This window comes from Flavobacterium sp. UM26, from assembly GCF_057922445.1.
In genome coordinates this window covers 238,518-259,136 of the sequence record NZ_JBVHCY010000004.1, presented here as the reverse complement: position 1 = coordinate 259,136, position 20,619 = coordinate 238,518, and the positions used below count along the sequence as shown (strand labels likewise).

Genomic DNA, 20,619 nt, shown 5'->3' with positions numbered 1-20,619 from the left:
TGGTTGGAAAATTTTTAATCATTGGAGACCTAAACGAGATTTAAGAAAAAGAACAAAATTGAAATAAATAGTATCTAACATTTATTTCCAAATCGAATAAAACAAAATCCCAAATCTAGCATCAAGTTTAGATTTGGGATTCTTTTATTTTACATTCAATAACTGAATAATTTTTTCTTCTACTTCTGGGCTGTCCCATTTTTGGGCAATATCAGGAAACTGCATGATTTCCTCCATAATTTTATTTTGAAAATCACCAATAGCCAAAGCTTCAGCATAAGGTTGCAAACTAAACGTTACGCGGCTGTACAAGGGCATCCATTTATCTGGATGCTTATCCGAAAACCATTTCTCGATTTTCTTTTGCAGTAAAAATTTGGGGTCAGCAGTTTTGGAGCTCATTTCTTCAAAATTTCGTCTTGAAAGTTCGGCAATAGCATCTGCATTGGGTTTTCTTGACTTTTGATATTCAGAAAAAATAGTTTTCCAATCGTCGCCATATTTCGAAATCATTTCATTCAGCGTGGTAATATCTTCAAAACCTGCATTCATTCCATGTCCGTAAAAAGGAACTATCGCATGAGCCGAATCTCCAATTAATGCGACTTTATCGCTGTGCGTCCAAGGAAAACATTTGGTCATCACCAAATAGCTAGTTGGGTTTCTAAAAAAATCTTCGACTAAATCTGGAATTACATCTTTAGTATCTGGAAAGTATTCTGCAAAAAAATCAACTAAAGTCCTTTCGTCTTTTAAATTTTCAAACGAGTTTTCACCTTCAAAAGGCATGAACAACGTACAAGTAAAACTTCCATCTAAATTGGCCAAGCCCATCAACATAAAATTGCCACGAGGCCAAATGTGCAGTGAGTTTTTATCGATTTTATGAGTTCCGTCTTCATTCGCTGGAATATGCAATTCCTTATAGCCAATCTTCATGAACTCTTGAGAATAATCAAATTGAGATTGACGCTGCATACGATGACGTACTCTTGAAAAAGCGCCATCGGCTCCAAAAACTATATCATACTTTAATTCCTTCCATTCCCCTTGTTCGGTTTCTCCTTCATAAAGGGAGGCATTCGCCAAAGAAACATCCCAAATTTTTCTATTAAAAAAGAATTCAGCTCCAGCTTCTTCCGCTAAATCAATCATTTTTCTGTTGAGAACTCCTCTGGAAAGCGAAAAGATGGACTCCCCTTCTTTTCCGTAAAATTGTGTGGTAAAAGTTCCATCTTTGAGATGAATCCCTCTTTTGTCTACTTGAATACCGATTTTTTTTATTTCTTCTTCAAGACCAATATCCTGAAGTGTTTTCCAACCGCGATTAGACATCACTAAATTAATAGAACGTCCAGAAAACTCAACAGTTCTGATGTCTGGACTTCTGTCATAGACATGCACTGTGTGCCCTAATTTTTTCAGGTAAATTGCCAATAAAGTTCCAACTAAACCAGAACCTACAACGGCTATTTTTTGAGGTGTTTGCATTCAAAGGATATAAAAAAGTTAAGCAAAATTAGGGATTAATATGGGTAACCCCTTTATAAAAATCTATTTTTTAATGGGATTAAAGATTAATTTTGTTGAAGTTGTAACGATTTCTGCTTTATTCATTTTCATTTTCCTGAATTTACCTTCATTATACATTTGCGTTTGGTCGGCATAATGAGCACTCATTGGGTTCCCTGATTGGCCAGTAGGAATGATACTCCAACTATTTTCTACATCCGAAAAATCGATAATTCTTCTGGTAGAAGGGCCTCCAGTTACTTTATAATTACCTGAAGCATTCAGACCAAACATCAAATTGTTAATCACTTCGTTAGTTCCCGCAATTTCGAAAGGCCCCACATTGAAAATTGGCTTCAAAGCACTGACCTTACCTAATGGATGTTGGTGTTCTACAGTATGCACTTTGTTCCAAGTCCAAGATGCAACGGTAGTACCTAATTGCTTCTCAAGAGCAGCTATAGCTTCTTTATAGGACTTTTTGAAAATAAAAGCTTGCGTTTCTTTGGTTCCTTTTGTAGTGCTATCATCCCACCAAATTGAGTTAGGATTCGCAATTAACTTTGTAGCTACTTGTTTCCCGATATGTGTTCCTAAAAACTGCTCGAATTTGTCTTTACCTAATTCATCTTCAAAGGTGTTTTTCAAATACAAATAAAGCCATTTGTTGTAAATTGTTGGAGCCACTTGATTAAGATTACTATCCCCTTTCCAATCCTTTAAGATAGTAAAAGCTTGTTTTTGATTTTCTGAAAGTGATTCCGAAGCAATAGAACCCAGCATCACTTTAAGCGTCTCTGTTACTGTTGAAGAAGTATTATCAACTATCATTTGACTTACGGCTTGTTTGTTCCATTTTTGTTTGGCATCTAAAAGCGTTGTAATTCGCTTGGCTCTATCTTCTGGTAAATAATACCCTGGATATAGGAAACCATCAACAGCTTCGGGTTGGTTATTGGCCGAATAGACATAATTCCAAGATGGATTTACAGCGGATGGATTTTTAGAAAAATCCAAATACTCAGCAATATCTTCCCTCCCTGATGCACCATTCAAAATAAAATTAGGATTTACTCCGGGCTGGTGTTTGTACAGTTTACCTGTGGCCCACCAAGCCACATTTCCTTTGGCATCACCATACATAACGTTCAATCCTGGAGCGGCTATTAATGCCACACCTTTCTGAAAATCAGTTATGTTTTGGGCGTGAGACAATCGATACACTGCATCTAAAATCTGAATGGGTTGTTGCGTATAAATCCAAGAAAGCGCAATAGGTTGCTTGGTATTCACTCCTTTGATTAAATCATTTACAATAGGCCCGTGACGGCTAATCTTGACTTTGAAATTGACCGAAGAGGAATCTTTGACTTGAATAGTTTTATTACGAATTTGGTAATTCACATATCCTTTTGGACTCAAATAGCTATTGGCATCATCAGCTTTGTTTTCTTCTTTATACAAATCCAAATCATCATTTTCGAACATCGTTAACCCATAAGCATACTTCCTGTTATGTCCTAAAAGCGGATAAGGTGTTCCAGCTAAATAATAACCGTATAATTCATAATCAGGTGTAACGATGTGGGCTTCATACCAAGTAGCTGGCTGAGAAAATCCAATATGAGGGTCGTTGGCAAAAATAACTTTACCATTCTCTGTTTTTGGAGGCGCAATAACCCAACTATTACTTCCAATAAAAGGTGGAATTGGAGATTGATCAAGCAATGCCGTTACTGATTTTGCTATAGCTGAATACTCCTTTATTTTTTCTTTCGAATTTTTGATTCTCGTAGTCCCCAAAGAACCGTCCAAACCAAAATCTTTCAGATATTCTGGTCCTAATTGATCACGAATATCAGTCAATAATGGGTCTGTTTTTTGTGCCATAGCAAAGCTGAATGACATGTATCCAAAAATATTATAGACATCTTTCAACGTAAATTTTTGTTTCTTCACTCCTACCAAATGAAACTCGATAGGTGTTTTGCCCTCTTCCAAATATTGATTAATTCCGTCTAAATAAGCCATTGCCAATTGGTAATCTTTCCCGTTTTTATCCAATTTGGCAATTGCAATCTCAGAAGCTTCTTCGATACCTAAACCCGCAAAAAACATGTCATTTTTCAATGCAACAGTACCGAAAATCTCAGATAATCGCCCTGGTGCAATGCGTCGCATCAATTCCATTTGCCATAAACGGTCTTGCGCATGCACATAACCCAAAGCTACCATCGCATCTTTTTGACTATTAGCATAAATATGAGGCACACCAAAATCATCGAAATAAACAGTGGTGGTCTTCTCTATATTTTTCAGAGCAAGTTCGCCATCATATTTAGGTTTGGTGTAAAAAGCATAGCCTACTAAAGCCAATACTAAAACAATTAAAAACAAGAAAAGAAATAGGGCAATTTTTTTAACTACTCTCATGGTGTGAATTTTATTATAGGCTATGATTTAATTGTGTTATCCTAATTGATGTCAAGCATCAAGAAAGACATTTGCAATTCATTTTTAACAAATTAGAAAAACAAATATAAAGGAATCCTAATGACATTCATCAAAGAAACAAACGAACAAAGGAATCTTTTGTCAAAAAAATCATAAATATATGCAAATTTTGTTTAATAAATATTCAAAATAGATAAACAAAAATTATCTTTGACAAAAAAAGCCATGAAGCATTTAAGCAAAGAAAATATTGTACAAATGGATAAGATTTCTAAACTAAACCTTATCAATTCGTGTACTGGTTATAAATCTGCCAATTTGATTGCCACCAAATCTATAGATGGAGACACTAATGTGGCTGTATTTAGCAGCATCACACATTTAGGGAGTAGTCCTGCTTTAATTGGTTTTATCATGCGCCCGACGACAGTTCCTAGAGACACTTACAAAAACATTATGGAGACCGGATACTTTACAGTAAATCATATAACAATAGATATGATAGCCGACGCGCACCATACTTCTGCCAACTATGATACAGGTGTTTCAGAATTTGACAAAACCAATCTCATCGAAGAATACAAAGAAAACTTTCCGATTCCTTTTGTAAAAGGGAGTCCAGTACAATTATACTGCAAATTTGTGAATGAATACTTCATTAAAGAAAATGACACCATTCATGTAATTGCCTCCATCGAGCATTTATTTTTTGAGGAAGAATTGCAACACAAAGACAGTTGGTTACAACTAGACAAAGCAAACGTAATTACACTAAATGGTTTGGATGGCTATTGTCTTCCAAAATTAGTTGATCGCTTCAAATATGCCAGAAAAGACCAACCCACTACCTCTTTTTTTGAATAATGACAAAACTACGACTCATTTTAGGGGATCAACTCAATGAACAACACTCTTGGTATACTACTCCAGAAAGCGATTGTATCTATCTGATGGCCGAAATGCTTCAGGAAACCAATTATGTAAAACATCACATTCAAAAAGTAGTCGCTTTTTTCCTTTCGATGCGTAATTTTTCAGAAGGATTACAAGCCAAAGGATACCAAGTAAAATACTATACCATCAACGACCCAGAAAATTTACAAGACTTAGATAAAATAATCAACCAGTGTATTAATCAATTTGGTATTAAAAAATTTGAATACCAATTGCCTGATGAATACCGTTTAGACCAACAACTAAAAACTATTTGTGAAGGTTTAAAAATACCATCCGAAGCATTCGATACCGAACATTTTCAAACTTCAAGAGAAGAATTAGATGCTTTTTTTCATGGTAAAAAAACACTTTTAATGGAATCGTTTTATCGCTATATGCGAAAAAAACACGATATTTTGATGAATGGAGAAACTCCCGTTGGCAATCAATGGAATTTTGACCATGAAAATCGCAAAAAATACGGTGGTGAGGTTCCTATTCCAGAAAACATTCAGTTTCAAAAAGAGGTAACTCAAGTCATTGAAGAAATCAATCGAGCAGGCGCAAGCACTTTTGGCTTCATTGATTCTGAAAAATTTGTGTGGCCGACCTCAAGAACAGAATGTCTCGAAATGCTGCAGTATTTTTGCAACCAACTGCTGAGCCATTTTGGCGATTATGAAGATGCGATGCATACCCAAGAAAAGTTTTTATTTCATTCTAGATTATCGTTTGCATTAAATAGTAAAATGCTTTCACCAAAGGAAGTAATTCAAACGGCGGTATCCTATTATCATAAAAACCAAGACACCATTAGTCTATCACAAATAGAAGGATTTGTTCGTCAAATTTTGGGTTGGCGTGAATATGTTCGGGGTATTTACTGGAAAGAAATGCCAAACTATTCATCATTAAATAAACTAGAAAACTTCAATCCTTTACCGAATTTCTTCTGGAATGGACAGACAAAAATGAACTGTATGCAGCATGCGATTCACCAAAGTTTAGAAGATGCCTATGCTCACCATATCCAACGATTAATGGTTATTGGCAATTTCTGTCTACTTACCCAAACCCACCCAGACGAAGTGGACGCTTGGTATTTGGGTGTTTACATAGATGCAATCGAATGGGTAGAATTACCTAATACCCGAGGTATGTCTCAATACGCTGATGGCGGAATACTGGCGACCAAACCCTATGTTTCCTCAGGAAATTACATCAACAAAATGAGTAACTATTGTGGAAAATGTCATTATAACGTAAAACAAAAAATAGAAGACAAAGCTTGCCCATTCAATGCTTTGTATTGGAACTTTCTTGATGTTAAAAAAGAATACTTCAAGGGCAACCAAAGAATGGCCATGATGCTAAACTTATTGAATAAAACAAACCCAGAAGAATTGTACCAAATCAAGCAAAAAGCACAAGACATCATCACCAATATCAATGATTATTAGAAGGGTATGATATTTATCAGTTTTTTAACCAATGCAATTGACAATATTTGCAGGGAATAAAATGCTATAAATAGATGACTAACACAAAATCACCACATACTTTTCACATTCCTGTGATGGGATTGGCTTATACGATAGACAGTCCTATTCGCGTAGCTCATTATGGAATTTCTTCGGTAATTTCTATTGCGGATGATGAATTGATTGAAAAAATGAATGCTTTTTACAGCGAGAAATTTGAAATCCCTTATAAAGAAATCACACAAAAAATCCATGACTACAGAGCTGAGCGAATCACATCGTATCTCAATCTTGTTGACCGTATTGTAAAGAAAAAATTTGAAGACTTCAAGACAGAATTAGTTGAGAGCAAACAGACATTGGACAATTACATCGCGCAGCTACCCAATACATCTGACCTAAAAAAAGGTTTTTTACAATTGATGGATGAAGGTATTGCTTTTAAAGAAAACCTAAAACATTATATTGAGAATCAGCTAACACCAGGTGCCATTGATGTAAATATCATGACCAAACTAGACAAGGACAATTCTGTAGGCAAAGAACAATTACCTGTTGAGTTTAATGATGCTCATGCGGCCCTTAGAGGTTTTGCAAATAGCAATTTAGCTTCTTCAGTTGTTTTAAGTGCAGGAATGAATCCAAGATTGTACAGCTATTTCGAGAACTTTTCTTGTTTCTTTCCTGATTTGAATAATACCCTAAAGAAGAAGATAACGCTAAAAGTTAGCGATTTCCGTTCCGCGATGATACAAGGTAATTTTCTAGCTAAAAAAGGCCTTTGGGTTTCAGAATATCGTATTGAATCTGGATTAAATTGTGGAGGTCATGCTTTTGCCACCGATGGTTTTTTATTAGGTCCCATTTTGGAAGAATTCAAACAAAAGAAAGAGCAACTCATCCAATCAGCACACGATTTAATGGTTAAAGCATTAGGACAAAAAGAACTTCCAGTACCAGAATCACCATTAGAATTAAAAATTACGGTTCAAGGTGGTGTAGGAACAGCCGCGGAACATAACTTTTTATTAGAGCATTATCAAGTAGACTCTGTAGGATGGGGTTCCCCATTTTTATTGGTTCCAGAAGCTACTTCTGTAGATAAAAACACGAGAAAATTATTGGCTGAAGCCAAAGAAAATGATTTTTATTTGAGCCACATTTCACCTTTAGGCGTACCGTTCAATACTTTAAGAGGCACAACCAATGAAATAGTAAGAGAAAAACGAATTCAAGCCAATAAAGCAGGCAGTTCGTGTCCAAAGAAATTCTTGGCTTTGCATAAAGACGCAGGAGGCAACGGCATTTGTACCGCTTCGAAAAAATTCCAAGACGAGAAATTGGCTACTCTTGAAGAGAAAAAGCAAACGCTCAGCCTAGAACAATATGAAAGTTGCAAAAACAGCATTACCGAAAAATCTTGCCTTTGTGTTGGATTAGCCAATGCTTCATACTTGGAGAACAACATTCCAATAAAAGGGCAAGACCAAGGAATTGTAGTATGTCCTGGACCGAATTTAGCTTATTTTGACCAAGAGGTTTCTTTGAAAAAAATGATTCAACACATTTATGGAAATGATACTGTACTTCGAGTGACTAATCGTCCAAACGTGTTCATCAAAGAGCTAAAGATGTACTTGGATTATTTCAAAAATGAATGCAAAACTGTAGCTTCAGAATCAACTGCGGCACAAGTAAAAAAACTGCAATCATTCAAGAAAAATATGTTAGAAGGAATTAGTTATTATCAAAATCTGTTGCCAAAAACAAGCTATTTTGAATCGATTACTAAAGAACTAGAAATGCAATTACACGCGTTTCAACAAGAATTAAATTTTATAGAAGTAAAATAAAGAATAGTAGAATTAGCAGCATTTGAGACAAATGAATGCTACTCAAAACACTTTTTAGTATGTACCTGTACTAGATTTTATGAGTATAGAAGCGCCTGAATTAGTTATAAGCTTCTCCCTATATTTTGTCGTTCCTGTTCATTTTATTACATAAAAAAAGTCGGCTAGATTATTCTAGCCGACTTTTGGATTTTGTGGGTATACCATTATTTTTTCTCTAAAATACCACGCTTGAGGATTTGTCCAAAATGGTACATATCTTCATAAGAAGTATACAAAGGAACAGGTGCTAAACGAATCACGTTGGGTTCTCTCCAATCTGTGATTACACCATTTTTCATCAAATAATCGAACAAACTGCGTCCTTCCCCATGTAAAAAAACAGACAATTGTGAAGCGCGTTCCTCAGGATTACTTGGAGTAATTATTTCAAAAGTGCTGTCTACTTCTTTATCTATTTCGTGCAAAATAAATTCTAAATAAGAAGTTATATGGTCACGCTTTGCAATCAATGCCTCCATCCCCACTTCGTCAAATAAATGAACCGAAGCCAAATAAGGCGCTAAGGATAAAATAGGTAAATTACTGATTTGCCAACCATCGGCTCCGTGAACAGGGTCAAATTGAGGTTCCATTTTGAAACGTCTTTCTTTGTTATGTCCCCACCAGCCTGCGAATCTAGACAGGGTACTGTCGTTGTGATGTTTTTGATGTACAAAACACCCCGAAGCATTTCCCGGACCTGAGTTCATGTATTTGTAACTGCACCAAGCGGCAAAATCCACATTCCAATCGTGTAGTTCTAGTTTGATATTTCCTGCTGCGTGTGCTAGGTCCCATCCTACTTTTGCTCCTACTTTATGACCAGCAGCAGTGATGGTTTTAATATCAAAAACTTGGCCGGTGTAATAGTTCACTCCTCCGATTAAAACCAACGCTAGCTCATCGCCTACTTCGTTTATTTTGCTAATAATGTCTTCGAGGCGAATGTTGTGTTCTCCTTCGCGACGCTTAATTTCGACTATGGCATCGTTTGCATTGATCCCGTTGTTTTGAGCGTGAAATTGCACTTGACTCTGAAACATGTATTGGTCTGAAGGAAAGGCTTTTTCTTCGCAAATGATTTTATACCTTTTAGCCGTAGGCTTATAAAAAGAAACCATCAATAAGTGAAGATTGACCGTTAGGGTATTCATCACTGTTACTTCGCTAGGTAAGGCTCCTACAATTTTACTTAATGGTGCTGAAAAGCGTTCGTGGTAATCCCACCAAGGTTTGTCGGCGTAGAAATGACCTTCAACGGCAAGATTGGCCCAATCGTTCATTACTTCATCAACATAGGTTTTGGTTCTTTTGGGTTGCAAACCAAGAGAGTTTCCAGTAAAATAAATTACTTTTTGGTTATTGACTTGCGGAAAAATAAATTCGTTTTGATAGCTTCTCAACGAATCTTGTGCATCTAATTGCTGTGCAAATTCGAGCGTATTTTTGAAATTCATAAGTATTGTTTTGAGGGGTAAATGTAGTAAAAAAAGGTTAGCTACAAATTGCAAAAATGTCTTTTGAAAAGGAGTTGCGTTAGGGATGGTAATGGAAATAAATAGTGCTGGCACTAACTATTGCCCTAACGAGGAAGCGACCAACGGAAGCTCCCGCAGTAGGAGCAATAGTTAGTGCCAGCACTATTTATTGTAATGTACAGCCCGTAATACGCCCAAAAAAAAATCTCGCCATTGCTGACGAGATTAATTGAATATGTTTTTATACGATTTAAAGAATCAACATAGCGTCTCCGTAGGAATAGAATCTGTATCCTTCTTTGATGGCTTCGTCATATGCTTTGCGCATTAGATCGTGACCACAAAAAGCAGAAATCATCATCAATAATGTTGATTTTGGCGTATGAAAATTGGTAATCATACACGACGCGATGCTAAAGTCGTAAGGTGGAAAGATAAACTTGTTGGTCCAACCATCGTATGGGTTTAAGGTGTTTTGAGAAGAAACAGAGCTTTCTATAGCACGCATACAGGTGGTTCCTACGGCACAAATTCTTTTTTTCTTTGCTTTTGCTTCGTTTACGATATCACAGGCTTCTTGTGTAATTTTTAACTCTTCAGAATCCATTTTGTGTTTGGATAAATCTTCTACCTCTACAGGGTTGAAGGTTCCTAAACCTACGTGAAGTGTAACTTCGGCAAATTTAGCGCCTTTGATTTCTAAACGTTTTAAAAGGTGTTTTGAGAAGTGTAATCCTGCAGTTGGTGCAGCGACAGCTCCTTCTTCTTTTGCGTAAATGGTTTGGTAACGCTCAGCATCTTCTGGAGTTACCTCTCTGTTGATGTATTTTGGGATTGGAGTTTCTCCTAACTCAGTCAATTTGTTTCTGAACTCTTCATAAGAACCATCATACAAGAAACGAAGGGTTCTACCACGAGAAGTAGTATTGTCAATCACCTCAGCTACTAATGAATCATCGTCACCAAAATACAATTTGTTTCCGATACGGATTTTACGCGCTGGGTCTACCAATACATCCCATAATCTTTGCTCAGCATTCAATTCTCTCAACAAGAAAACTTCGATTCTAGCTCCAGTTTTTTCTTTGTTTCCATACAAACGTGCAGGAAAAACTTTGGTATTATTTAAGATTAAAACATCGCCATCATCAAAATAATCAATCACATCTTTGAACATTTTGTGTTCGATGGTTTGTGTTTTTCTATCGATTACCATTAAACGAGATTCGTCTCTGTTTTCTGCTGGAAACTCGGCTAAAAGTTCTTTGGGTAAATTGAAGTTAAAGTGTGATAATTTCATATTTGAGTATTAAGATATTAGAATTAAGTATTAAGACTTGCTGACTTAATAAAAATCTGGCTGCAAATATACAACTGCGAGATAGGCGTTGTCAAGTGTTTTGGCGTTTATTTTGTTTATTACCACAACGACGGGCGTTTACAAGCCTTTTATCTATACCAAAGCTTGCACAAAAAATAAGAAAATGGAGTTGCAACTAAATTTGTGCAGATTGAAATCCTAAACTTTTTAAATCTGACCAAAAATCGGGATACGATTTAGAAACGACCTCAGCGTTGTTAATGATAATTGGAACACGCAAAGCCAAAGGAGCAAAAGCCATAGCCATACGATGGTCGTTATAGGTATCTATGGCAATATTAGGCAAAATGGATGTAGAAGGTTCTAAAGTCAAACTATCATTTGTAACAGTAATGGCTGCGCCTAATTTTGTTAGTTCTATACGAAGTGCTTCTAGTCTATCTGTTTCTTTAATCTTTAAGGTATGCAATCCTGTTAAATGACAACCGATACCCAATCCCAAACAAGTAACTACAATGGTTTGCGCAATATCTGGCGTGTTATTCAAATCGAAAGTAACCGATTGATACTCGAAGTTAGGCTGTTTAACCAAAGTCAGTTTGTTTGCTTCAAAGCTAGCTTCGACTCCCATTTTGGCGTAGATTTCAACTAAAGCCGAATCGCCTTGCAAACTTGATTCTTTATAGCTGCTCAATTCGATAGTAGCTTCGTTCGACAAAGCTGCCAAACTAAAAAAGTAAGACGCAGAACTCCAATCGGATTCGACTGTTACCGTTTGTTGTTTTGAGTTTGTTGTTAAAGGTTTGACTGTGATGACATTTTCTTCGAATTTAGTTTCTACACCTATTTCGTTAAGCAAAGCCAAGGTCATTTTGATATAAGGAACAGAAGTGATTTCGCCAACCAATGTCAATTCGATTCCGTTTTCTAGTTTTGGAGCTACCAACAAAAGAGCCGAAATGTATTGACTACTCACATTGGCAGGAATACTAACTTTGGATTGGGTTATTTTTTGGCCTTTGATTCGGATAGGCGGGAATCCAGGTTCATTTTCGTAAGCTATTTGGGCGCCTAATTGTTGCAAGGCTTCAACCAATACTTTTATGGGTCGCTCCGTCATGCGCTGAGAGCCTGTCAAAACCACTTCTTTTCCTTCGCTTACTGCAAAAAAAGCTGTTAAGAAACGCATGGCAGTTCCAGCGTGATGAATATCTATAAGTTGGGAATCCGAATTTGAAAATTGTGTATTCTGCAACGCTTTGGTCATCACTTCCGAATCATCAGAGTTAGAAGTGTTTTCTAGAACAAGATTGGGATATAATGCTTGCAACAATAACAATCTGTTGGTTTCGCTTTTGGAGCCTGTGATTGAGATAGTAGCATTAAGATTATAAATTGCAGATTGTAGTTGTAAATTCATAACTGTATAAAAGGTGTTGTGAGCTGTGAATTGTCTTGCCGCTCCAATAATTTAGGGGTGCAATTTACAATTCACAACTCACAATTCACAATTTAGCCTACACTAATTACTTCAGTTTTTCGTTGTTTTTGTGACGATTTTTATCTCGAACAGATTTCAAATCCATTTTTTTATCAAAAGCGGCTTGCAAATCAATTCCTGTTTGATTGGCTAAACACAATACAACAAAAACAACATCGGCCAATTCTTCGCCTAAGTCTTTATTTTTATCGCTTTCTTTCTCGGACTGTTCTCCATAACGGCGAGCGATGATTCGGGCTACCTCGCCTACTTCTTCGGTGAGTTGTGCCATATTGGTCAATTCATTAAAATAGCGAACGCCGTGTTCTTTAATCCAATTGTCTACGTCTAGTTGCGCGTTTTTTAGGTTCATAGTTTAAAATTTAATGAATGACAAAGGTAGCCAAGTCCTCCTAAAATTGCCTATAGTTGCACTATGATTTGACTTTAGATATCACAATATTTTCATTCAATTTATCGATAGATTGCTGAAAAAAACTTTTAACAACTTCATAATATGCACTATCCACTTTCACTTTATTCAATTGATTGGTGATGATGACCTGTATCGTATTTCCCTCTTGTTTAGAAAGATAAGAGAACGAAGCTATGTTGTCCTGAGCATTAATGACTATTGACTTCGGCAAATTTTCCACAGTATAGCCTTCTGGAATTTCAATATTAACAATAAAACGCTCCGTTTCGACAGGACCAAAATAGACGGGTAATTTTCGTTCCTGTTCAGTAAAAGGATTTTTTAAAGACCTTAAAAACAGTAACGGTTTTACATACCACTTTCCTTGGATGACATCAAAAGCATGTTCGTATTCAAAATCATAACTTTCGGTTACTGGCTTTGTATTATCACCTTTACCATTGATCAACACATAATTGTTGATCGTTATGCCTTTTAATCGACTTTCAATCCGATCTATATTAGCTTCGTGATTCAAGTCGGCATATCTTTCTCTGAAGTCAAGTGCGGCGAAATCCGTTTTTTGACTTTTATAATTTCCATGTATTTTTCCTTCAGGTTCCAATTTTACAACTAGTGCTACTAAATTTTTCGATTGAGAGATGTCGGTCATTTGCACCTCTTCTGAATTTCCGTCTTCTTTTATTAATCTGCCGGTCCAATTGAGCAATTTAGTCGAAAAAACAGTAGTTGTAGTGAATTTATTAGCAGCATCTAGCAAATAGCGTTTTCCATCAATATTTACCAAAGCGATTACATAATTGAAGCCCGTACGACCTGGAAAATAAGGAATGCCGTGACTGATTGTACTTACCAAAACTGGATTGGCGTTCAACCCTTCTATTTTGAGCATGTTCAACAACACAAAATTGATTTCGGCTGCATTCCCAGTAGCTGATTCATAGGCTTTTTCCACCGTTTGATCGGCATACACCCCGTTTTCTCCATTCCAACTCATACGGTCTTGCACATGCTTAAAAATGGCTTCCATTTTTTCAGTTTGTGTCGTTTTACCATGAACACAGCTGCTAACATAAGGCACAAAATACTTGCCTTTTTGCAGTTCAGCTCCAAATTCTTTCTCCTTATAAATAGTCTTAGCTACACCTTCCCAGGTGATGGAATAATCTTTGTCGGGTTTATCCGTATAGCGAATACGCTCGAGTTCTTGCTGAATTTTGGAAGTATAATTACTAAGGTTATCTACAAAATATTCTTCTTTGATAGCAGGAATATCTTTTGCTTTATAAGTTGTGATGAATTTCCTAAGTGAAATGGTTCGATGATGTAAAGAATAAGCATAATAAGTGATTATATCTTTAGCAAGTATGCTATTTGATTCTACCTCATGATACCCTCTTAAAATAGTTTTATAAATATACATCTCTGGAATGTGAGTAGCATATTCAAAAGAATTCACAGGAATATCATATTGAAAATCCATATCAGGTAATTTAAAAAAATTATCCGATGTGTGTACATATTTAAATTCAATTACAGAACCTACAGCTACGCTGGGTAAAGTGATTTTTCCCACTTTCCAATTTTTATCCACTTTTTGAATAAAAGTACCTTCGCTTTCCAATTTTGTTTTTACGATTTTACCGTTTTGTAAATTGTAAGTAACCGCATCTGAAAATTTAAGCTTGTCTGGCTCCAACTCATCATACCCAATATAGTATGGCACTTCAAAATTGGCCCATTTGAGCCCTTCCTTTTTATAAATTTTGATGCGATAGGTCACTTCGTGTACTGCAAAAAAACCATTTTCTTTATAATCGAAAGATGTTTTGGCTTTTTTAAACAAAATAGCAGCCACAGCAGCCGAATCTTTGGGATGTTGAACTTCCTTTAGTTCAGCAATTGAAACTTTTCCCAATTGAAAGTCTTGAGCTTTACCATTTATTGCAAAACTCAAGACAAATAATAATGTGACTATTTTTCTTATCATTAAGCTTTTTTCAAGACGATTTTTTCGTTTTCCTTTTCAATCATTTTTCTGTAGTATTCTTTAAGCATTTCATAATAGTCAGAAGCTACAATTGGCACTTTTATTTGATGCTGCACTGAAAGTTGAATAGTGTTTCCTACCACATTAGTCAAAAACTTGAATCCTCCTAAATCGTCTTGCATCACCACATTTACTGGTGCTGGAACACTTTCTACAACATATCCCTCAGGAATTTGAATATTTACTGCATATCGATCCATAAATGGAAAACCATAATCTATAGGATATTCTCTTGTTTCTTGCTTAAATGGATTTTCTTTGTAGGTGTAAAACAACAAAGGATTGATATAAATTTTATCCTGAATGACTTCACATAAATTAGAACCCGTAAAAGAGAAAACTTCACCTACAGGAGCATTTAATTCTTTTTCATTATGTCTTTTATAATCTTCAATTTCTATTTTGCCATTTTCGTTTTCTAATTTCTCTAAATAAGTCTCTTGATTTTCACCGATTACACGGTTTCTATACAACATCGCATTATGCTGTGTTAATTGTCGCTGCATTTTGCCACTAACTCTTCCAGTAGGCTCTACAGCATAACTCATCGTTACGACATCATTAGACAATGTTTTTGGCATCAAGTCTACTTCTGAAGAAGAACCGTCTTTTCTTATTAAACGTCCAAACCAATTTAAATCACGAGTTGGAAGTACATTTGGTATCGAATTAGCCTCTGTAGCATCTAGCAAAATCAATCCGTTGGAGCTCTCGATCGCAGCAATTACATAATCAAAAGCAGTTCTACTTGGGAATAAAGCAATACCATTATCTCTTGTACTCACCAAGACTGGATTGGCTTCTATCCCTGCAAAACGTAACATAGCCGTAAGCATCAAGTTAATATCTCCAACATTGCCTGTTTTATTTTTAAAAGCAGTTCTTACACCTTGCTCACAATAGAATCCATAAAGACCATTCCATTTTACATTATTCTTTACATAAGTAAAAATTGCCGTAATCTTTTCTTCTGGAGAATTCAAAGGAGCAATTAAGGCTTTAATTTCATCTTCAAAATAGCCTGTTTTTTTTAATTCTGGGCCAAAGTCATCATATTCATAAATTGTCTTAACCACAGAATTCCAATTGGTTGCATAAGATTTAATGGGTTCACTTGGGAATTGAATAGTTGCTAATTCTTGAACCAAACTACTTGTGTAATTATCAATATTATTGACGAAACTCTCATTTTTCATTGCTGGAAGATGTTCTGTTACATAAGTAGTAACAGTTTCCATATATGTATAAGTGTTATTTGAAAAATTCGTTTTTGATGTAAGTACTATAGACTTATTATTCTTTACTGAATTTGTTTTGGGAGTAACAAAACCTTTTGTGGTGGTGTTATAACTATAGTATTCTGGAATTGAGATCTTATACTCACAATAGTTTACTGGAATAGCAGTTTGAAAATCCCAATCTCTTGGATGCACTTTATTGGGCGTCCTAATAGTATACTCATATTCTACCACAGAACCTTCCTTCACATTAGGCATTGTGATTTTTTTTCTATTCCAATACTTATTGATTTTTTCAACAAAAATACCATCGCTTTTTAATTTTGTTTTCTCAATTTTTCCATTAACCAAATTATAAGTCACCGCATCTGAAAAATCTAATGACTCTTTGGGCGACGAATCTATTGAATAATTTATTGCTTTGTTAGCCCAATCATATCCTTCTTTTTTATAAATCTTAATCCTAACCTTTACAACAGTTTGCAACATAAAACCATTCTCTTGCGAATACTCAAAAGAAGTTTTCCCCTTTTTAAACAACATGGCTGCTACTGCCGATGTATCTTTTGGATGATGTTTTTCTTCAAGCTCAGCTATAGAAACTTTTCCTAATTCAAAGTTTTGCGCTAAACAAGTAAGATTGAGTAAGAAAACAAATGAATAGATAATAATTTTGGTAATTTTCATAAAAATTAAAGGGTTTTGGTTAGGACAATTTTGTTGTTATCGTTTTGACTCACTTTTTCCATAAAAAGACGGTATTCATCATACTCTTTGTTGGTATATTTTCCAGTATTGACCAATAAAACTCTTTTATAGATCAAAGTATGCTCCTCTTTTTTGGTTAAAGAAATGGAGTAAGTTCCAAATTTGGTTTTACTTTCAAAGGCTGGTGGAATAAATTCTAAAGCGAAATCTGAAGGTAAATGGATGGTAATTTCATCCTCATCATAAAAACCACGCGCAATTTCGAAAGGCGTTTTTCGATTTCTGATTCGTTTTACACCACTTGAAATACGATTAAAAGCATTTACAGTTACCATCATTTTATCGGCAGTAAATGTCCCATATTTTGTGGCAGATAACTTAGCAATTTGCGTAAAACGAATCTCCTGTTTATTGTTCTCATGGGTAATTTTATCAATTTTTAAATTATTGATATCGTCCCAGAATTCTTTGTAATGCTTTTCTTTTTGATCGGGTTGCAAGTGCTCTACTTGCTCTTTATCGCCATACTGGGTTCCTTGAGAGACGATTTGAATTTCGCCCGAAAAATCTCCATTAGAGGCTATCGTATAAGAACCTTTACTCAATTGCGAATTCTCATTGGCTGGATATATTTTGGTGTGAACAATTTGCCCCCCATCAGGTTTGATAATCAAAACATCTCGGTCATCTGTAAAATCGGCTTGATATCCAAAGGGCGTGGTTTGACTAGTACATTCTAACCAAGTATATTGATTGCCAACAGGAATCGTCAAAATAATGTGATTGCCTTGCATTGAAACAAAATCGGCATCGATATTAATTCGCTTTCTATCGCCGTACAAAATGGTGTAATAAGAAGGCACATCTACTGCTTTTAACAAGGCTTGAGTATAGTTGGTCAAAGCTTTACAATCCCCATATCCTAAGCGATCTACATCCGAAGCTAGCATAGGTTTCCATCCTCCAATTCCGACTTGAATACTGATATAACGTACTTTTTGCTGTACAAATTCATATACAATTTTGGCCTTTTTTATAGGGTCTTGCTCTGTTCCTACTAACTCTTTTATTTTAGCAACAGTTGTCGAGGGTAAATCAATTGTTCCTGATAAAATTTTACTAGAATACCACTTAGCAAAATCCTCCCACGTTTTGGCATTACCATCAACTCCTTCTAGATGAAAAGATTCTAATCCCATAATTACTCTTGGCAAAATATCGTAAAAATAAGGACTATAATCCTCTTGTTTCATTGCCATCAAATTGGCAGCAGTATAACTCAGTTGAGTGGCTGTGTCGAGTGTTTTTTGGATATTCTTGTTCGAAAAATTACTTTCTTTTTTCTTAAACCCTAAGTTATTTGGGAAGGTTACATTCAAAACACTTTTTTCAACACCCAATAAATAATCGGGTAAAGGAAACCATTGCGGAATAAAAGCAGTAGTAGAAGTTTCTGTTTCGCATTCAAAAACCATTGTAAACGGATAATTGATAGGTGTATACTCTAAATACAACACTCTGTTGTCCGAAAAAATTGTACCACCATCAACTGCGCTATGATCTTTGAAATCTTTTCTTTTGAACTTTTTTAGTTCATTTCCTGTAGCATCTACTATCCTTGCTTGTATGCTAGAAATACTCGTCGATTTATCATAATGAGCATAGGCATCCAAAGCACTCATTCCCGCTTCATTCAGCACAGTTACTACTCGCTTGGTTTTAATCAGCATTTTTCTTTGAGAAAGAATATCAATCGTAAGTTCGCTTAATCGAAGTACTGCATTCGCATTGGTTTTTAAACTATCAGGAATGGACGATACCTCATATTTAGCTTCTTGGGCTCGTACACAAAATGAGAAAAGGAACAAAAAAACAAACAAAAATAACTTACGATTCATAAAATCAGATGGGGTTAACAAATTAATTTAAAAATAAAAAGCCTCAACTATTTACAGCTGAAGCAATTGAATTTGTTTTTCTGATTTTAATTTGTGGTACTCAAATATATTGTAATTCTCTTAATAAAAAAATAAATTATTCTTTATTTTTTGAATCAATTTGGATAGTTACTGGCCCATCATTTAACAATAAAACCTTCATATCCGCACCAAAAATACCAGTGGGCACTTTTTTTCCTAATTTACTCTCTAAGGCTTTTACAAAACGCTCATACATAGGAATGGCGATATCGGGTTTTGCGGCTTTTATATACGAAGGGCGATTCCCTTTTTTGGTAGCCGCGTGAAGTGTAAACTGACTAACCACAAGCACATCGCCACCAATATCTTGAATAGAAAGGTTCATTACCTCATTTTCATCATTAAATATTCGAAGCTGCGTAATTTTGGTCACTAGCCAATCTAAATCTTCTTGGGTATCGGCTTCTTCTATGCCCACAAAAATCAATAGCCCTTTTTGGATTTCGGCTACTACTTTGCTCTCAACTGTTACTGAGGCATTCGTTACTCTTTGGATTACGACTCTCATAGCCCCCTAACCCCCAAAGGGGGAATTAAAGTTGCACTTACAAGTACAACTTGATTATTATTCATATAATGATTCATTTCTAAAATATTAAAAAAAATACTCAGCAAAGCGCATTTTCACAAAGATTAAAGTCCCTCCTTTTGGGGGCAGAGGGCTTTACTCCCTCGTTTTATCGCTAGCTTTTCTATCTTCATCGTACACATCGGTGCGGTAATGTTCGTCGTCGCCTTCAAGGATTTTAAGGTAACTATTATAACGTGACCAAGCGATTTCATCTTTTTCCAAAGCTGCTTTTATAGCACAATGTGGTTCTTCTTTATGCAAACAATTGTTGAACTTGCATTGTTCTTTCAATCTAAAAAACTCAGGGAAATAATCACTAATTTCCTGAGGCTCCATATCTACAATTCCAAATCCTTTGATACCTGGAGTGTCAATAATACTAGCATTAAAAGACAAATCATACATCTCTGCAAAAGTGGTGGTATGCTGACCTTGCTTGCTTTGCTCGGAGATATTCTTGGTTTTCAAATCCAAGCTCGGCTCCAAAGCATTAACCAAAGTCGATTTACCTACACCTGAATGCCCCGAGAACATACTTGTTTTCCCAATCATTAATTCCTTCAACGCTTCGACCCCTTTACCTTCAGCAGCCGAAACGCGCAAACATTGATACCCTATTTCCTGATAAACGTGTTGCATATACAATTGATCATCTAAGGTAACATCGTCTAAAGTATCAATTTTATTAAAAACCAAAATAGTCTCAATACCATAGGCTTCGGCGGTAACCAAAAATCTATCGATAAAACTAAACGTGGTTGGAGGATTGTTGATGGTAATCAACAGAAAAACACGGTCGATATTAGCAGCAATGATATGCATTTGATGCGATAAATTCACTGATTTTCGAACAATGTAATTCTTACGGTCGTGAATATGATGTATAGTACCCGTAACGGTATCCGAAGTTTGTTCCAATTCATAATCTACTACATCGCCTACTGCAATGGGATTGGTACTTTTAATTCCTTTCATTCGGAACTTCCCTTTCATCCTGCACTCAATAAAATCGCCTTGATCGGATTTCACGGTGTACCAACTTCCTGTAGATTTATAAACGGTTCCTGTCATTTTCAGATT

The 20,619-nt window shown here is 35.7% G+C and carries 14 protein-coding genes; 3 read left to right on the top strand and 11 right to left on the bottom strand.

The window, feature by feature from the left end:
- Positions 1 to 144: 144 nt before the first annotated feature.
- Together ACZ1AQ_RS07265 and ACZ1AQ_RS07260 are read right to left on the bottom strand one after the other, a co-directional pair.
- Positions 145 to 1,491 (bottom strand): FAD-dependent oxidoreductase, encoded by a 1,347-nt coding sequence (locus tag ACZ1AQ_RS07265; protein WP_489632261.1) that lies wholly within the window; start codon positions 1,489 to 1,491, stop codon positions 145 to 147.
- A gap of 63 nt (positions 1,492 to 1,554) precedes the next feature.
- On the bottom strand, positions 1,555 to 3,945 hold the full coding sequence (locus tag ACZ1AQ_RS07260; protein ID WP_489632260.1) for a penicillin acylase family protein: 2,391 nt from the start codon (positions 3,943 to 3,945) through the stop codon (positions 1,555 to 1,557).
- Between the two features lie 246 nt (positions 3,946 to 4,191).
- Here ACZ1AQ_RS07260 and ACZ1AQ_RS07255 point away from each other — a divergent pair, with 246 nt between their 5' ends.
- From ACZ1AQ_RS07255 to ACZ1AQ_RS07245, 3 genes are all read left to right on the top strand, one after another.
- The gene (locus tag ACZ1AQ_RS07255) at positions 4,192 to 4,830 is read left to right on the top strand and encodes a flavin reductase family protein (protein WP_489632282.1); all 639 of its coding nucleotides are present in this window, start codon (positions 4,192 to 4,194) and stop codon (positions 4,828 to 4,830) included.
- Complete coding sequence (locus ACZ1AQ_RS07250) at positions 4,830 to 6,362, top strand: cryptochrome/photolyase family protein (RefSeq protein WP_489632259.1); 1,533 nt, start codon at positions 4,830 to 4,832, stop codon at positions 6,360 to 6,362. Before ACZ1AQ_RS07255 ends, ACZ1AQ_RS07250 begins: the two co-directional genes overlap by 1 nt.
- Positions 6,363 to 6,436: 74 nt before the next feature.
- Positions 6,437 to 8,236 carry a hypothetical protein gene (locus ACZ1AQ_RS07245; RefSeq protein WP_489632258.1) on the top strand — a complete coding sequence of 600 codons (1,800 nt, stop codon included), beginning with the start codon at positions 6,437 to 6,439 and terminating at the stop codon, positions 8,234 to 8,236.
- Positions 8,237 to 8,442: 206 nt separating this feature from the next.
- Here ACZ1AQ_RS07245 and kynU read toward each other — a convergent pair whose 3' ends face one another.
- From kynU to rsgA, 9 genes are all read right to left on the bottom strand, one after another.
- Positions 8,443 to 9,735: a kynureninase gene (gene kynU, locus ACZ1AQ_RS07240; RefSeq protein WP_489632257.1), complete on the bottom strand. Its 1,293-nt coding sequence runs from the start codon at positions 9,733 to 9,735 to the stop codon at positions 8,443 to 8,445.
- Positions 9,736 to 10,006: 271 nt separating this feature from the next.
- On the bottom strand, positions 10,007 to 11,056 hold the full coding sequence (gene queA / locus ACZ1AQ_RS07235) for a tRNA preQ1(34) S-adenosylmethionine ribosyltransferase-isomerase QueA (RefSeq protein WP_489632256.1): 1,050 nt from the start codon (positions 11,054 to 11,056) through the stop codon (positions 10,007 to 10,009).
- 196 nt (positions 11,057 to 11,252) lie between these two features.
- A complete protein-coding gene (gene aroA, locus ACZ1AQ_RS07230) occupies positions 11,253 to 12,497 on the bottom strand; it encodes a 3-phosphoshikimate 1-carboxyvinyltransferase (protein WP_489632255.1) in 1,245 nt (414 codons plus the stop codon).
- Between the two features lie 106 nt (positions 12,498 to 12,603).
- Positions 12,604 to 12,930 (bottom strand): nucleotide pyrophosphohydrolase, encoded by a 327-nt coding sequence (locus tag ACZ1AQ_RS07225; RefSeq protein WP_298300343.1) that lies wholly within the window; start codon positions 12,928 to 12,930, stop codon positions 12,604 to 12,606.
- 61 nt (positions 12,931 to 12,991) lie between these two features.
- Complete coding sequence (locus ACZ1AQ_RS07220; RefSeq protein WP_489632254.1) at positions 12,992 to 14,983, bottom strand: DUF3858 domain-containing protein; 1,992 nt, start codon at positions 14,981 to 14,983, stop codon at positions 12,992 to 12,994.
- A complete protein-coding gene (locus ACZ1AQ_RS07215; protein WP_489632253.1) occupies positions 14,983 to 16,968 on the bottom strand; it encodes a transglutaminase family protein in 1,986 nt (661 codons plus the stop codon). The genes ACZ1AQ_RS07220 and ACZ1AQ_RS07215 overlap by 1 nt, the downstream gene beginning before the upstream one ends.
- Positions 16,969 to 16,973: 5 nt before the next feature.
- Positions 16,974 to 18,887: a DUF3858 domain-containing protein gene (locus tag ACZ1AQ_RS07210; RefSeq protein ID WP_489632252.1), complete on the bottom strand. Its 1,914-nt coding sequence runs from the start codon at positions 18,885 to 18,887 to the stop codon at positions 16,974 to 16,976.
- 136 nt (positions 18,888 to 19,023) lie between these two features.
- Positions 19,024 to 19,476: a D-aminoacyl-tRNA deacylase gene (gene dtd, locus ACZ1AQ_RS07205; RefSeq protein WP_489632251.1), complete on the bottom strand. Its 453-nt coding sequence runs from the start codon at positions 19,474 to 19,476 to the stop codon at positions 19,024 to 19,026.
- A gap of 156 nt (positions 19,477 to 19,632) precedes the next feature.
- Positions 19,633 to 20,610, bottom strand: a complete 978-nt coding sequence (rsgA, locus tag ACZ1AQ_RS07200; protein ID WP_489632250.1) for a ribosome small subunit-dependent GTPase A — start codon at positions 20,608 to 20,610, stop codon at positions 19,633 to 19,635.
- Between the last annotated feature and the right edge of the window lie 9 nt (positions 20,611 to 20,619).

What these genes read in the sequence shown, in the direction of transcription:
- dtd (WP_489632251.1), bottom strand. Translation starts at nt 19,476, where the DNA reads ATGAGAGTCGTAATCCAAAGAGTAACGAATGCCTCAGTAACAGTTGAG.
- ACZ1AQ_RS07265 (WP_489632261.1), bottom strand. Translation starts at nt 1,491, where the DNA reads ATGCAAACACCTCAAAAAATAGCCGTTGTAGGTTCTGGTTTAGTTGGA.
- ACZ1AQ_RS07260 (WP_489632260.1), bottom strand. Translation starts at nt 3,945, where the DNA reads ATGAGAGTAGTTAAAAAAATTGCCCTATTTCTTTTCTTGTTTTTAATT.
- kynU (WP_489632257.1), bottom strand. Translation starts at nt 9,735, where the DNA reads ATGAATTTCAAAAATACGCTCGAATTTGCACAGCAATTAGATGCACAA.
- ACZ1AQ_RS07255 (WP_489632282.1), top strand. Translation starts at nt 4,192, where the DNA reads ATGAAGCATTTAAGCAAAGAAAATATTGTACAAATGGATAAGATTTCT.
- ACZ1AQ_RS07245 (WP_489632258.1), top strand. Translation starts at nt 6,437, where the DNA reads ATGACTAACACAAAATCACCACATACTTTTCACATTCCTGTGATGGGA.
- ACZ1AQ_RS07250 (WP_489632259.1), top strand. Translation starts at nt 4,830, where the DNA reads ATGACAAAACTACGACTCATTTTAGGGGATCAACTCAATGAACAACAC.
- ACZ1AQ_RS07225 (WP_298300343.1), bottom strand. Translation starts at nt 12,930, where the DNA reads ATGAACCTAAAAAACGCGCAACTAGACGTAGACAATTGGATTAAAGAA.
- ACZ1AQ_RS07215 (WP_489632253.1), bottom strand. Translation starts at nt 16,968, where the DNA reads ATGAAAATTACCAAAATTATTATCTATTCATTTGTTTTCTTACTCAAT.
- ACZ1AQ_RS07220 (WP_489632254.1), bottom strand. Translation starts at nt 14,983, where the DNA reads ATGATAAGAAAAATAGTCACATTATTATTTGTCTTGAGTTTTGCAATA.
- rsgA (WP_489632250.1), bottom strand. Translation starts at nt 20,610, where the DNA reads ATGACAGGAACCGTTTATAAATCTACAGGAAGTTGGTACACCGTGAAA.
- aroA (WP_489632255.1), bottom strand. Translation starts at nt 12,497, where the DNA reads ATGAATTTACAACTACAATCTGCAATTTATAATCTTAATGCTACTATC.
- queA (WP_489632256.1), bottom strand. Translation starts at nt 11,056, where the DNA reads ATGAAATTATCACACTTTAACTTCAATTTACCCAAAGAACTTTTAGCC.
- ACZ1AQ_RS07210 (WP_489632252.1), bottom strand. Translation starts at nt 18,887, where the DNA reads ATGAATCGTAAGTTATTTTTGTTTGTTTTTTTGTTCCTTTTCTCATTT.